Here is a 14,142-nt window from a genome sequence, read left to right on the forward strand (position 1 = left end):
CGCAAGCAAGAACGTTCTACGCTTGGCTTTCAATCACCTGTAGCAGCTCCGATACTGGAGGATTTCCTTTTTTGGCATATACGATTGTTCCGTTTTTTCCGATGATGTACACGATGCGTTGCTGGAAAAACAACCCGAGAACTTTTCCGACATCGTACGCTTTTCGAATGGATTCACCTTCATCCATGATCAATGGAAATTCATAGCGAAACCTTTCTGCAAACGAGCGTTTCTTGTCCATACCCCCTGGATTGACGCCAAAAACGACTGTATTTGCTTGCTCGATTTTCGTGTAGTGATCCTGCACCCACACAGCTGTTTCGTACAAATCGGGGTATCATCTCCCGGATAGAAAATGAGGACGATCGTTTCCTTGCCGATGTGCGCTGCAAGATCAATGGTTCCTTTTGTGCTCGCCGCCGTAAAGACGGGAGCCAAGTCTCCGACATTTAACATTTCTCTCACCTCTATACTTAGTATACAGGGGATACCGGAATATCAAAATTCATTCTCCCATGATACGCTGGCACCGAAAAACCTCACGCATACATTACGCTACGTGAGGCTTTTGTGGATATATGTCATGAAGTTATCGTCTTTCTTTGTAAAACCCGATTGTATATGCGAGCCCTTCCTCTAAACTAACAGAGGGCTGCCATGCCAGCACTTCTTTTGCTTTTTCACATTGCAAGCAACTGAACAGAAGATCTCCCTTTTTCATAGGCTGATGAACGGGGAGCAATGGAGAAGAAAGAGCATGGGCAACCATCTTGTACAGCTCGCTGATGCTTGTTTTTATGTTCGTGCCGATGTTAACTGTTGTGTTATCTGCTCCCTGAAGAGCGAGATAATTGGCGTGCGCCACATCCTTCACGAACACAAAATCTCGCGTTTGGACACCCCGACCATAAATAACCGGGGATACCCCTGCTAAAAGTTTGGTGATAAAGATTGGTATGACTGCACCTTCCCCACCGCTATTCTGTCTAGGACCATAAACATTGGCATATCGAAGGATGGTGTAAGGCAAACCGTACATATCCTGATACAAACGGACATACTGCTCACCATTGTACTTGGAAAGGCCATAGAAAGACGATGGCCGAATCGGATGGGCTTCCGTAATAGCCATATCGGGGGTTTCTCCATAAACAGCGCAGGAAGAAGCGAAAATGATCTTCTGCACGCCATAATCACGACAACAGGTCAATACGTTTATCGTTCCCAGCAAATTTTGCACGGCATCATCATACGGATTGACCACGGATTTTTGGACATCTACCTGAGCTGCTTGATGAATGACCTTCTCCGGCTGCTCCATCGCGAAAATTTCCTTCAGCTCCTGCGAAACGATGTCTGCGTTGTAATACTGTATCACTTTCGGCAGATGGTCAAGGCGTCCAGTACTGAAATTGTCGACTACGATTATCTCTATCCCCATACTCACCAAAAAGTCCACGATATGGGAGCCAATGAAACCGGCCCCACCCGTGACCATCACCTTCATATTTTCCGCCTGCTTTTTATCGCTCTGTACTGTCCTCTTAGTTTGGATACGGTACTGTACCAGCTGAATCTCGCCTTTACTCGCTGTCTCCCACCATAAGCAAGCCTTCTGGCTAAGCTAGGCGATGATTTCACTCTTGCAATGGCATGCGCAAATGCTCGCGGGCTGAGATAATTCCGTACGAGCAGTCCACTGCTTCCGTTATTCACGACTTCGGAAATTCCACCTCTTTTCGAGGCAACTACAGGGATACCGGAAGCCATTGCTTCAGAATTGACTGTCGCAAACCCTTCCCGATACTGTGTCGGACAGACGAAGACATCCCCTAAATGATACATCTTGTGGATCTGGGAGGGCGGCAAATAGCCTGTAAATCGAATCGGAACGTTGAGTCTTTGCGACAGCTGACGTACCTTACGCATATAGGCCGTTTGCTTTCTGACCCCCGGCCACGACGCACCGACAGCGACGATTCCCATGCTCGGGTATCGCTTTTTCAGAATCGCGACGGCACGTACAAGTGTGTGAAGCCCTTTCATCGGTACGATCCTGCCTACGAACAGGACATTGTATCGGTGACCGACACCCCATCGTTTCCGCAACGCCTGCTTGTAGGCGAGGGTCCTGGGGCGGAACTTGCTCGTATCCACTCCGAGTATCGCCGTTTTGAACTTATAGGCATGTCGAGGATACCTCTTGCGCATCGTCTGAGAAACAAACGAGACGACGGAGGTAACTCCTTTTACCTGCGAGAGAATGGCATTTGCTCTCGAATGGGAAAGCTGGGACATAAAGGTCAACGAGTGAAGAGACAGAACAATCGGCGTTCGGGGAAAAGCCGCTCGAACAATGGGGACGAACGTCGGTCTGTTCTCGATCTGGATGATGTCAAATGATTGTCCCCTTACTCGTCTCAAGGCAGCACGAATATAGGATAAACGGTTTCTTTGTGGAATTCGGACGATCTTCAGCCTCCCAAAATGCGATGTCCCGGGCAATCTGGGATGAGCGCGACTGATAATTGTGACAGAATCCTGATTTGCCATGCGCCGAAAAATATTGTAAATACACGTTTCGACAGAGCCTCCCGTTATCGGGGGAATCGGTAGCTGCTCCGGAGCAATGACCAGAATGCGCAAGTTGCCATCCTCCTCTTCTCCAAATCGTATTCTTCAACAGACTATGGAGATGAAGTGGCAAGGAACATGGTTGAAACGCCCTTTTTCACTAGATTATGAAGCCCTCCTGCATGAGAAAAACCGCTCTGGGCAATCCCAGAACGGTTTCTCTCATTTCTATTCTAGTTAGTCGCTTGCAGTTTCAACTGCTTTACCCGGGCAACAAATGCCTCGGCAATCTTCAACATGTCGTCGTCGTGTGCCCACATTCGTTCTGGATGCCACTGTACGCCTACATGTAGCCCGTCGAGGCTTTCCATCGCCTCAATCACACCGTCAGCCGCGCATCCTGTGACTTTGAAGCCCGGTGCTATGTCTTTGACTGCTTGGTGGTGAGAGGTGTTCACGAGCACCTCTGTCTTTCCGAGGGCATCCGCTATAAAACCAGGCTGTAGCGTAATCTTGTGCGCCCCGTATTGCCGTGATCCCTTCTGTGCATGCTGTAATGCTCCTGGTACTTGGCTTGGAATATCTTGAATGAGGGTGCCGCCACACGCCACATTCAAAATTTGCATCCCTCGGCAAATACCCAGGATTGGCTTTTTCAGCTCCAGCGCAAGCTTGATAATCTCAAGCTCTGTGATGTCTCTTTCGTAATTGATATCACCCAGCCCTTGCAGCGGGTCTTCGCCGTACAAATGCGGCGCAGGATCCTCACCACCAGACAAAATCAAGCCGTCCAGGGATTCGATCATCTCCCGAAACGGAGCATCCTGAATCGTCAGCAGTGGCAAGATCAGTGGGGTACCGCCACTGCGCGCAATTCCGTTCACATAGCCTGAACCTACATAGAAAAACTGGTCGAGATCGTTCTTCGGAAAATACATTTTCGTACATGCCACACCAATGATCGGACGCACGCCAGTCACTCCCTTATAGACTCATGATTACTTTTGATTGGAAGCGTACTTGAAGTCGATGAACCCGAGTGCATCTACCACCACATCTTTTACGCTATCCTGCTTCACCCACGCATAGGTGAAATAGTAGATTGGCAACGCAGGCATTTCATCCATGACGATTTGTTCAGCTTTCTTGAGGATTTCCTTACGCTTCGCTACATCCCCTTCTTTGGCAGACTGCGCGAGCAAATCGAGGAACTCCTTGTTTTCCCATTTGGATGTATTCAGTCCACCCTTGAAGACCTCCAGGAAGTTGATCGGATCGTTGAAATCGCCAATCCAGCTACCACGGCCGATGGTGAAGTTTCCTTGCTTCATGTCTTCGCGGTGAACCTTGTTCTCTTTGTTAACCAGTTTGACCTCGATGCCAAATGCTTTGCGCCATTGATCCTGAATGACTGTCGCAATACGTGAATTGACCTCTGACGTATTGTATGCAATCATGATCGGTGGCAACTCTTTGATCCCCGCTTCTTTCATACCTTCTGCCAAAAGCTTTTTCGCGGTCTCTACATCGCCGTCTTTGATGTAGCCCTCTGGTGTAAGTGCCATGGTTGGCGGGAGAATACCCGTCGCTGGCGTGCTCTTGTATGGTACGACATTATCGGAGATTTCCTGACGACCCACAGCCGTAGCAAATGCCTGACGAATCTTTTTGTTGTCAAACGGCTTTTGCTTCGTATTGAAAATGTACCAGTACGTACCCGCTGTCGCTTGAGCTTGCATTTTTCCGGATTCTTTCAGAGCATCCAGCGCATCCAGTGGCAAATCGCCCAGTGGTGAGCCTGCCCAATCCAGATCACCTTTTTCAAACATCGACAGCTCCGTATTGGCATCCTCGATCATGTTCAAGGTCAGCTTGGACAATTTGACAGCGTCCTTATCCCAGTAAGAATCGCTCTTCTCAAATTCGATCTTTGATTTGTGCTCCCAAATTTTCAAGCTGAATGGACCGTTTGTAATGTACGTCTCTGGCTTAGCAGCCCACTCTTTGTTGCCCTCAACCGCTTTTTTGTTGACTGGGAAATAGGTGACAGACGCAACCAGTTCCGGGAAAAACGGCGCCGGGTTTTCCAGTGTAACAACTAGTGTCTTGTCGTCTGTTGCCTTCACACCGACATCTTCGGCTTTGGCCTTGTTGGCGTTAAAGGCTTGCCCATTTTTCAAATAGTACATCTGGTACGCGTATCCGGAAGCGGTTTTCGGGTCGAGAACTCGTTTCCATGCGTATTCGAAGTCATGAGCGGTAACCGGATCTCCATTGGTCCATTTGGACTCCCGCAGATGGAAGGTGTACGTGAGACCATCAGCGGAAACCTCGTACTTCTCTGCGACCGCCTCTTTCAGCTCGCCTTTTTCATTCAAGCGCAGGAGGCCATCAAATGCTGCACGGGCAACAGACATCGAAGGGATATCTTCTGCCAGTCCAGGGTCGATCGTGCTTGGCTCACCAGAATTCAGGTTAACCTGCATCGTTTGGGGGGCGCTACTCTGCTCCTGCTTCGCACCTGTCGTCTCCCCCGTGGTGCTCGCTTGCGGTGTTCCACAGCCAGCGAATGCTAAACTGGTTAACAGAACAGCACAAAATGATAGTTTCTTCCACTTATGCAACAGCAAAACCCCCATCTTAGGAATAATTCTTCTTGATTGTTAGGAGCATGACTAAATAATATTATCTTGAGAAAATTTTGTCTACATCGAAACAAAAGGAGATGGGTCTACATGTTATCCAGTCTTTTTGCCCAAATATCCAATCTGATCAAGGATGCAGGAGGGGAATGGGGAATCTTTTTCGAAGATTTGCAAACCGGTGAAACATTATCCATCAACGAAGATCAGCGCTTTTATGCAGCCAGTGTGATCAAAGTCCCGATCATGACAGCCGTTTTTGCAGAGGCGTACGCAGGCAAATTTGCCTTGGAGGACAAGATCAAGCTGCGTGCAGAGGATCTCGTTGGCGGTGCAGGTGTTCTTCAGCATATGACTCCCGGCACTGAATTTACGATTCGCGACCTGGTTACCCTGATGATCATCCAAAGCGACAATACGGCGACGAACATGATGATTGATCTCGTCGGAACAGAGAGCATTCGCAACGCAATGCAAAAAACCGAAATGACAAACAGTCACTTCTACAACAAGCTTATGGTCGTCCCAGCTGAATTGGAAGGATACAATGAGGTGACGGCAAAAGACATGGGAAGCCACCTCCGATACTTGGCAACAGGAAAAGTGATCTCCTACGACAGCTGTTTGAAAATGGTCGCCATCTTGAAGACTCAGCAGCACCGCGATCGCATTCCCTTCCTTTTGCCTGACCCAGACGGCGATGTGATCGGGATGATTCCGAAATGGGAATTCGCCAACAAGACTGGCTCTGTGACCAAAATCACGCATGATGTCGGCATCCTCTACATCGGTTCTCATGCTGTTACCTTGTCCCTATTAAACAAGGGACTCGAGCAAAAGGATGCTGCCAACGTCATGGCGCAAATCGGCACTCTCGTCTATCACGTATATAGTCAGAAAGCGTAATCCATGTGGCCTGCCATCTCCATTGGCGGGCTTTTTTCTTTGAAACGTTGCATGAGAAAAAACAAGCAGGTATTCCTTTCTCCAAGGAACACCCGCTCGTGATCGACCTATTCTTTTTCCAAAATCAGCTTGGCAACGTTCATCGCGCTAGAGAAAGACAGCTCAGACAGCTGGCCTTGTCCTTCACACCAGTCACCCGCAAAGAACAGGTTGCGGTAATCCGGCATGAAAATCGGCATTGGCTTCTGATTCATGGTCCATTTGATCTCCTGTACGACTGCACGAGCAGAAACGCGCGGCACAACCAGTTGCTCACGCCAGCCTGGGAAATGCTTGTCATACAGGTTTTCAATCTCTTGTTTGCGGATTTCGGCCGCTTCCTTGTTTCCTACTTCATCCTGACGCATGTAAGCAGTCGCCTGCAGCAACTGCCCGCCTTCAGGTACACAAGTGCGGTCATAATACGAAATATCGGTAATGAAAATATTGTTTGCTTTTTCGTAGATGTAGGAGAACGGTACGTCAATTCGCTCTTTCAAGCCAATGTCATACACCATAACGACCGTTGGCTCGTATTCAGCATGCTGTGCAATCGCATGCTCCAGGCGCGTCTCCGCAAAGACTTTCGCCATCTCCTTCGGCGGAATACAGCAAATAAATTCATCCGCCGTAAATTCGCCCTCCGGTGTCACCACTCCAACCACACGATCATTCTCTACTTGGAACTTTTCTACTTTGGTTTTGATCAGAATCGTACCCTGATTCGCTTCAATCACACGCACGAATTCATTGATCAATGCTTGCCAGCCGCCACCGATATACGCTACCGGTTTATTTGTTGTAAACAAACGGCTGTAGTACTCAAAGAATACGTCAGAAGGAATCTTTTCAGGCTCACGTGTGAAGAAGTTGGAAGAAGCAAGCGTCAACATCATTTCTCGCACTTCTTCGTTGACTTGCTTTTTCTCCATCCACTTTTGAATCGACATATGTGGATGGCCTTTTTCCATTTTTAGCATCGTTTTCAAAATCTCAAACGTGAACAATACTTTGTCCATGCCTTTTAAGAGCTTCGTTTGGAAAAGTCCTTGTACATTCGCCGGAACTGCAGTCAGATCGCTACCAATATCGTACTTGGCTTTCGTCGGATTGAAATCCTGCCAATCGATGTTCAGACCCAATTCTTTTTCAAACGTTCTCAAAACGGAGCTGTCGCGAGCATAAATGGCGTGGGCACCGAAGTTGAAGTTAAATCCTTTGATCTTCAGTGTAACAGCACGTCCACCCAATTGACCGCGTTCCAAAACTGCAACTTTTTTGCCTTTCGACGACAGGTAGGCGGCACTGGAAAGACCAGCAAGTCCTGCACCTACAATAACAACGTCATAGTGATTGGTTGTCATACACAATCTCCCCTACGCACTAGCGATGTTGAATACATAAGCTAAACCCTATCCTAGTCTAAGGGATGGATAAGGTGGAAGTCAACCATTATTGAACTGTGTCTATTTTTATACTGACTTATACCAATATTTACCTAATCAACCAGCTTGTTTACCACTCTTCTTGAAGCAGTATGCCCCGCTATTCGCTGTATATCCAGCCAACGAAAACACGATAGAAAAGCCCTCTTTAGCAGTAATCTGCTTGATAGAGAGCTCTTACGCAACTGGAAGCAGAGACTAATCGTTTCGGCGAGTCATTTGCTGCCAAACGGTACCGCTAGCCGCCTCACCGCTTTCAATGCGCTGCACGGCCATTTGGACTTGCAAGCTGACCTCGAACTCTGGATCGTTCTGTGCGGCACGCAAAGCGTCCAAGGCAGTTTCATCCCCCACCTCAAACAGGTAGCGAGCAGCGCGCCAGCGTACCAGCTTGTTTTTATCCTTCAACGCTTCACACATCGGCAGAATTGCGCGCGTGTCACCTAAGTCAGACAAGGTATCGCCTGCTGTGCGTCGGACAGAGACGGAATCATCCCGGAGCGCTTCAAACAGCAGCGGGAAGACATTATCCCCACCGATCATGCCCAGATACACAACCGCCAGCCTGCGAATCGACGGCTTGCCATCACGGAGCGCTTTTTCCAAAACAGGCAAATCCTCTTCGGTAGGCTCCATTCGATCCAGCGCTTCATATCTTTTTTGCCAATCCGGATCATCGAGCATCTCCAGCGTAACGACTTTCTTTTCACGCACGACTGGCTCTGGAGTTTCCCCGGGACCAAGCGCCATGGCCTGTTGCACGATTTCTTCCACACGGCTATCCGGATAGGAGGCATCGACTTCCAATGCGACCTCCTCGCCAATCTCGCGCAAATCGCCATAGCGCACGCCATGCTCGACCCATTTCCGCTCCATGATGAGGTTGGGCGAAGCAGAGCCTGCACGCACGGCTGCCTGGCCAAAACGCTCTGGCAGCGCTGCACGAATCTGTTCCGTTCCCATGGTCACCTTGACCTGCATGGGTACACCGCGGAACATTTGAATGTACACTTGCGCCTCTCCAAATGCCCCTGCTTCCTCCGCAGACATGTCAGAAACAGCCGCTCCCCCACCTGCTTGCAAAACCTCGCGCGCGACAGTCAAAATACGCTGCCAATCTGCATTGGACTTTCGCTCCAGCGCGAGAAAATCCGCCGTATGAAAAATGGAGGTAACTCCTTCGATCTCCAAGAGCTTGTTCATAAGTTCTGGTGCTTTACTCGCATCTTTCTTTGTATAGACATGTTGGACCCCATCCGGCAAACGCTCGTCTACATTCAGCTTCATGACGTTTGGACTCGGCGTCGGTTCGATGGACAACAGTTTCATAGTGAGTCACTCCTTATTATGCATGTTCAAAAAGTCACGAATACCTCGTGATCAAAAGACGGCTTTTTGAACAACCTTATTACAACGTACTTGCTTCTCTTCTATCGTAGCATGTAACCTAATCCATTTTCCAACCCGAGAGATAGTGAAAAGCAGTTTGCCCGCTACAACACCAGCTTGTAGTAATCATTGGCCGACTTTACAAAAAAGCCGCATGATTCATACAGCCCCAAAGCACTGCTGTTTTCACAGGCTACCTCCAGTGATACGTCCTGGTATCCTTCTTTCCCCAGCATCTCGATCGTTTGTGCCAAAGCCTGGCGTCCATACCCTTTCCCTTGGTAATCTGGGTGGACACAAAATCCATAAATAAACGCCTTGCCTTCATTTTTGTTCACGCTTATTTTACCAACGGCCTTATCATCGACAATCATCAAATGCGTGGTGGACTTGGGATCACCCGCCATGTTTTCGGCCATTTCCCTTGCCCGTTCTTCCTCCATTTGAAAACCATGGACGTTCAGCCAAATCAATGTTTCATAGTCGCTGGCGGCCTCCGGTCGAAGCAGCACGTTTCCAGAAACCGTTGCTCTTTGCTTCTCTCCTAAATCCATCCAATATTCCGAGAATTGATAATGGCCACCGATTCGCTCCCTATATGACTTGCCACTTTGCGAATCTCGCTGAACGATAAACAACTGCGCCGGAATGCCTCTTCGTCTGCATGCGTCTGCGGCTTGTGCTTGCAACGCTGTGAATATGCCTTTTCTTCTGTAGGCTGGATGGACCATGCCGCTCACTTCTGCCTCACCGCCATGAAACACGTAGAGTCCTAGAAAGCCAACCAGCTTTCCATCGGCATAACAGACAAAGTCTTCTTCATGCTCTCCCGAACGCTTTTCCAGCATACCCGGGTTTACTTTGAGATCAATCCCATCCTGCTCATTGCAAATCGCAACCAATTCTGTAATCTGTGCCAGTTCCTCTGAGGTGAGTGTTTTTCTTGCCGTGATCGTATACGTCAAAGCGTAAGCACCCTTTCTATGATTAGAAGTATCGTCGCTGCAATTCATCGACGATCTCTTCCAAATTATTGGCGACCTGCGGAATGGAATAGCCTACGTAAAGAGGAGAGGTAACAAACCTCGGAACCACTTTGGCGATCAGCTTTTCTCTCCAATGGTAAAAGAAAAAATTGTAGCTTTGGTTGCGCGGATTGACATGAGTCAGTATCCAATGTGCTAAAATTTGTAAGTAGTCTGCCATTTTCGGCAATTGATCAAAGTCCGATAGAATGACATTGTATTCAAAAAAACCTGCACGCGGATGCGTAGACAGATTGCATTCAATCCCCGTCTCTTGATCGATGGTCATGCCAGTAAAATCACTGTCTTTTACCTGATCCAGATAGTTGTAGTCATGTAATCCGACGATCTGCATGTGCGGATGACGGATGCTGCCCCCGGAATACGGGCCGTGGTTTTTGAAGAACAGAACGGAACGATAAGACTTGCTTTGCTCCATTTCAAGCCACTTCTCCACCCCGAATGCCAGCAATGCTCGTACATGTTCTTTGGAATAGACAGACCAATCCCCTTGGCATTCATCCGACTCAATCAAAACAGTTTGATGCGTATCCTCCAGAACAGGGAATTTGTTCATGAGCCAAATCATGGAGCCCCGCTGCTCCAAAACGTCTGTGAGACTGTTTCGATCACAAAAAGGACAGGCCGTTTCTGTGTTGTTTACACTCACTGGCTTTTTTCTGCCTATTTGCATGTTAAAGTGCAAGTGTGTCTGCTTCATTCCCGTGTCCCTCCAGTTTGTGCTTACTTCCACTTTACACGCATTTCCTGGGAAAATCATGACGTTTTTTGCCCAGACGACACTTTTGAAGCCTCAATTGGACTGCCTAATTTTCAATGCCTGTGGCGTTTGTTTCTTTTTTTATCTCAAATGTTTTGCATACAATGGGAAGCAGTGAAATCTGGAAAGGTGTTGGAATTGGATGGAGCGATCATTTTATTATCCTGTTAGCTGGAGCGAGGCCCAACATTACAAAACGTTGCTTGATCAAGAAGGAGTCCCTTATGAAATTCAATCCCCGCTCGATTTGCCTGTCTTGGAAGAAGGTAAGCTGGCCATCGTCTTTCCTTCCGTTCCTTTACGGATGTACGTCTGGGTGAGAACCTTGTTCTATCGTGACGGCCTGCGCTATCCGGATACGTTTTCGTTAGATTTCAAACTACATTAATCAGGATGGGAAAGGTACCGGTTTCGTTGGTTTTCATAAGATAGTAACAGCGGCATATCGTATCGTTTGTCGGGGAGGTGAAGAAGCTGCCGTCCTACAACATCCGCATCTCGATTGCGAAGCTACGTCTCGATCTGTTCGATGGAAACCGACGCATCCGCTCGTATCCTGTTGCTTTGGGCAAAATCGCCACATCGACGCCACGAGGGGATTTTACCATCATCAACAAAGTCCCCTATCCGAATTCCTATCCGGGAGGACCTTTGAGTGTATTCGGCACCTTCTGGATGGGACTAAGCAAGCCACACTACGGCATTCACGGCACGAACGATCCTTCCTCCATCGGTAAGTACGTATCTCGTGGCTGTATTCGTATGTACAATAAGGACGTGAATGCTCTCGCAAAAATCGTGCCCATTGGTACGCCCGTTCGAATCAGACAGCAATAAGAAAGACCCGCCTCTCTTAACCAAGGCGGGCCTTCTTTACATAAGATGAGTCTTTTTCGTTCTTTCTGCTTCCGTTTCATCCGATTCCAAGTATACAAGAAATCTTCTCGCTTGCTTGTACATGATCGATAACGTCATTTCCCTGATCTTGTTCATGATCACTTCTTTATCCTCCGGATGCACTTCGGAAGAGAGCTGTTGTTCTTGGAGCTCTAGGTAAGACATCACCCATTCCGGGTCTAACTTATAGGCAGGCAACGACAGCGACTCCTCTACTCTAGTAATCTACTCTAGTCTACAGGTGGAAGCGTCGCTTTCCCAACCCTCAATTACTGGCTACGCCACTAATTATTTCCCTTGCTCCAATTCCTCTACCAGTGCAGATAATTCCGCCCAACGCTCAATGGTTGCTTCCAGCTCTGCCGCTACTTGCTGTTCTTCTGCATAGAGCTTTTCAATTTTGCCGTAATCGCTGCCAGACGCTGCAATCTCTTGCTTTAGCTTGACACTGCGCTCTTCCAAAGCCGCGATTTTGCCTTCAATCGCATCCCATTCCTTCTGATCCTTGTAGGACAGCTTGCGGGTTCGGTTGTTGCCGCGATTAGCCCCGCTGTTGCTTGGCGCCTTTTCTGCCTGTTGCTCCGCTTCTTGCACCTGTGATGCTTTTTCCTGGCGTCTTTCTTCCAAGTACTCGGAGTAGTTGCCGTAGTAATGACGAATGTCTCCTTGCCCTTCAAAAGCAAATAAATGGTCAACGGTACGATCGAGGAAATAGCGGTCATGCGACACCGTGATAACTGCCCCTGGGAACTGCTCGAGATAGTCCTCCAAAATACTGAGTGTTTGAATATCCAAATCATTCGTAGGCTCATCTAAAAACAGCACATTCGGCTCTCCCATCAGCGTACGGAGCAGATAGAGACGTCTGCGCTCTCCCCCAGACAGGCGGGAAATCGGTGTCCATTGCATATGCGGCGAAAACAGGAACCTCTCCAGCATTTGCGAAGCCGTAATCGACTCCCCGTTGCTCGTCTGAATGACCTCTGCTGCTTCCTTTACATATTCGATGACGCGCAGCTTTTCGTCCATCTCAACATTATCCTGCGTGTAGTAGGCGATTTTTACGGTCGTTCCGATTTCCAATGAACCGCTATCCGGTTGAATTCTTCCTGCAAGCATGTTCAAGAGCGTCGTTTTTCCGCTTCCGTTTGGCCCGATAATTCCCACACGATCACCCGGCAGGACAATATAGCTAAAATCGTTGATCAGTTTTCGCTCACCGTATGCTTTATTGATGTTTGTAAGCTCGATCACCTTTTTACCGAGACGGCTGGCCCCGAGTGCCATTTCCATCTTGGCAGCAGGTCCATCTACAACTTTATCTCGTAACTCCTCAGCCCGTTGCACACGCGCCTTTTGTTTGGTCGTCCGCGCTTTTGCTCCACGACGAAGCCATGCCAGCTCGCGTCGAAGCAGATTTTGCCGCTTGCTCTCTACGGCTGCTTCATTTTCTTCACGCTCCGCCTTTTTCTCCAGGAACATCGCGTAGTTGCCTTCATAGCTGTACAGCTTGCCGCGATCCAGCTCAAACGTGCGGTTCGTCACACGATCCAGGAAATAACGATCATGGGTGACGAGCAGCAAAGCGCCCTTGTAGCGGGACAAATACTCTTCCAGCCACTCGACTGTCTCATTGTCAATATGGTTCGTAGGCTCATCCAAAATGAGCAGGTCTGCTGGTTGAATCAGGGCACGTGCCATTGCTACCCGCTTTTTTTGTCCACCAGAGAGCTCTCCTACCTTTTGCGAGAAATTGTGCAGGCCAAGCTTGGTCAGGATCATTTTGGCTTGCGTATTGCTCTCCCACGCATCAGCCGCATCCATCCTGTTTTGAACAGCAAACAATCGCGCCTGCTTTTTCTCGTCGTCAGGCGATTCCTGAACAGCCTCTAGCGCTGTTTCATAATCACGCAAAAGCTGAATGAGCGGAGAATCGCCGTAAAATACTTGTTCCAGTATGGAGGAGTTTTCGTCAAAATCGGGATTTTGCGGCAAATACTCCACATGGAAATGATTCGCGTGAACAATTTTCCCGCTATCCGCTGTATCCAGGCCCGCCACAATTTTCAAGAGCGAGGATTTTCCCGTACCATTAACACCGATCAGACCAATGCGCTCTTGCTCGGCAATATGAAAGGAAATGTTATCAAACAATACTTTTTCTCCATAGCCTTTGGAGAGGTTTTCTACTGATAATATTTGCATGAACGTCACCTGTTCTTTTCTATTTGCTTATCGAGATGCCATGTGAATCCTACACTCGATGGTATCATGTTTTTCGCGCAAGCTCTAGGGTGATTCAAATGGATGGAGCAAATATTGGAACATTATCTCATTAATGGTAAAATATAGAATAGTAAGTAATAATGACACATGTACGAAAATAAAATAGAAAGCGTCACCGGCAATAAGGCATGTCAACGAGCCCAATCAGAATAAGCGTA

13 protein-coding genes and 1 pseudogene are annotated in these 14,142 nt (G+C 48.2%); 3 read left to right on the plus strand and 11 right to left on the minus strand.

Annotation, left to right across the window (positions count from 1 at the left end; genetic code table 11):
• Window positions 1-16 precede the first annotated feature (16 nt).
• The 5 genes and pseudogenes from EL268_RS19865 to EL268_RS19885 form a co-directional block, all read right to left on the minus strand.
• Window positions 17-456 (minus strand): annotated as a pseudogene (locus tag EL268_RS19865) (peroxiredoxin).
• Window positions 457-589: 133 nt separating this feature from the next.
• Window positions 590-1,507, minus strand: a complete 918-nt coding sequence (locus EL268_RS19870; RefSeq protein ID WP_106656672.1) for an NAD-dependent epimerase/dehydratase family protein — start codon at window positions 1,505-1,507, stop codon at window positions 590-592.
• Window positions 1,504-2,646, minus strand: coding sequence for a glycosyltransferase family 4 protein (locus tag EL268_RS19875; protein ID WP_106656673.1), 1,143 nt, complete (start codon window positions 2,644-2,646; stop codon window positions 1,504-1,506). The genes EL268_RS19870 and EL268_RS19875 overlap by 4 nt, the downstream gene beginning before the upstream one ends.
• Before the next feature lie 161 nt (window positions 2,647-2,807).
• Window positions 2,808-3,545, minus strand: a complete 738-nt coding sequence (locus EL268_RS19880) for a gamma-glutamyl-gamma-aminobutyrate hydrolase family protein (RefSeq protein WP_106656674.1) — start codon at window positions 3,543-3,545, stop codon at window positions 2,808-2,810.
• 27 nt (window positions 3,546-3,572) lie between these two features.
• Entirely contained in the window at window positions 3,573-5,198 is a 1,626-nt protein-coding gene (locus EL268_RS19885) for a peptide ABC transporter substrate-binding protein (protein ID WP_106656777.1), read from the minus strand.
• 111 nt (window positions 5,199-5,309) lie between these two features.
• On the opposite strand from EL268_RS19885, the gene EL268_RS19890 reads away from it, so the two are divergent.
• Complete coding sequence (locus tag EL268_RS19890; RefSeq protein ID WP_106656675.1) at window positions 5,310-6,122, plus strand: serine hydrolase; 813 nt, start codon at window positions 5,310-5,312, stop codon at window positions 6,120-6,122.
• A 107-nt stretch (window positions 6,123-6,229) separates the two neighbouring features.
• Here EL268_RS19890 and EL268_RS19895 read toward each other — a convergent pair whose 3' ends face one another.
• The 4 genes from EL268_RS19895 to EL268_RS19910 all read right to left on the minus strand — a co-directional run bounded on the left by EL268_RS19895 (window position 6,230) and on the right by EL268_RS19910 (window position 10,741).
• Window positions 6,230-7,525, minus strand: coding sequence for a phytoene desaturase family protein (locus tag EL268_RS19895; protein ID WP_106656676.1), 1,296 nt, complete (start codon window positions 7,523-7,525; stop codon window positions 6,230-6,232).
• Window positions 7,526-7,804: 279 nt separating this feature from the next.
• Complete coding sequence (locus tag EL268_RS19900) at window positions 7,805-8,935, minus strand: virulence factor (RefSeq protein WP_106656677.1); 1,131 nt, start codon at window positions 8,933-8,935, stop codon at window positions 7,805-7,807.
• Window positions 8,936-9,099: 164 nt separating this feature from the next.
• Window positions 9,100-10,008, minus strand: coding sequence for a GNAT family N-acetyltransferase (locus tag EL268_RS19905; RefSeq protein WP_232029949.1), 909 nt, complete (start codon window positions 10,006-10,008; stop codon window positions 9,100-9,102).
• The gene (locus EL268_RS19910; protein ID WP_106656678.1) at window positions 9,983-10,741 is read right to left on the minus strand and encodes a DUF4931 domain-containing protein; all 759 of its coding nucleotides are present in this window, start codon (window positions 10,739-10,741) and stop codon (window positions 9,983-9,985) included. Before EL268_RS19910 ends, EL268_RS19905 begins: the two co-directional genes overlap by 26 nt.
• 202 nt (window positions 10,742-10,943) lie before the next feature.
• On the opposite strand from EL268_RS19910, the gene EL268_RS19915 reads away from it, so the two are divergent.
• Together EL268_RS19915 and EL268_RS19920 are read left to right on the plus strand one after the other, a co-directional pair.
• The gene (locus tag EL268_RS19915; RefSeq protein ID WP_106656679.1) at window positions 10,944-11,189 is read left to right on the plus strand and encodes a hypothetical protein; all 246 of its coding nucleotides are present in this window, start codon (window positions 10,944-10,946) and stop codon (window positions 11,187-11,189) included.
• 77 nt (window positions 11,190-11,266) lie between these two features.
• Window positions 11,267-11,638, plus strand: a complete 372-nt coding sequence (locus EL268_RS19920; RefSeq protein WP_106656680.1) for a L,D-transpeptidase — start codon at window positions 11,267-11,269, stop codon at window positions 11,636-11,638.
• Window positions 11,639-11,674: 36 nt separating this feature from the next.
• Here the strand turns inward: EL268_RS19920 and EL268_RS19925 are convergent, their stop codons facing one another.
• Both EL268_RS19925 and EL268_RS19930 read right to left on the minus strand, forming a co-directional pair.
• Entirely contained in the window at window positions 11,675-11,896 is a 222-nt protein-coding gene (locus EL268_RS19925; protein WP_088906829.1) for a hypothetical protein, read from the minus strand.
• Window positions 11,897-11,986: 90 nt separating this feature from the next.
• Window positions 11,987-13,903 carry an ABC transporter ATP-binding protein gene (locus EL268_RS19930; protein ID WP_106656681.1) on the minus strand — a complete coding sequence of 639 codons (1,917 nt, stop codon included), beginning with the start codon at window positions 13,901-13,903 and terminating at the stop codon, window positions 11,987-11,989.
• Between the last annotated feature and the right edge of the window lie 239 nt (window positions 13,904-14,142).

Source organism: Brevibacillus brevis (assembly GCF_900637055.1).
GTDB classification, from domain to species: domain Bacteria; phylum Bacillota; class Bacilli; order Brevibacillales; family Brevibacillaceae; genus Brevibacillus; species Brevibacillus brevis.

Coding starts and splice junctions, on each gene's coding strand:
- EL268_RS19895 (WP_106656676.1), bottom strand. CDS start 7,525: ATGACAACCAATCACTATGACGTTGTTATTGTAGGTGCAGGACTTGCT.
- EL268_RS19910 (WP_106656678.1), bottom strand. CDS start 10,741: ATGAAGCAGACACACTTGCACTTTAACATGCAAATAGGCAGAAAAAAG.
- EL268_RS19915 (WP_106656679.1), top strand. CDS start 10,944: ATGGAGCGATCATTTTATTATCCTGTTAGCTGGAGCGAGGCCCAACAT.
- EL268_RS19930 (WP_106656681.1), bottom strand. CDS start 13,903: ATGCAAATATTATCAGTAGAAAACCTCTCCAAAGGCTATGGAGAAAAA.
- EL268_RS19905 (WP_232029949.1), bottom strand. CDS start 10,008: ATGAATTGCAGCGACGATACTTCTAATCATAGAAAGGGTGCTTACGCT.
- EL268_RS19870 (WP_106656672.1), bottom strand. CDS start 1,507: ATGAAGGTGATGGTCACGGGTGGGGCCGGTTTCATTGGCTCCCATATC.
- EL268_RS19890 (WP_106656675.1), top strand. CDS start 5,310: ATGTTATCCAGTCTTTTTGCCCAAATATCCAATCTGATCAAGGATGCA.
- EL268_RS19900 (WP_106656677.1), bottom strand. CDS start 8,935: ATGAAACTGTTGTCCATCGAACCGACGCCGAGTCCAAACGTCATGAAG.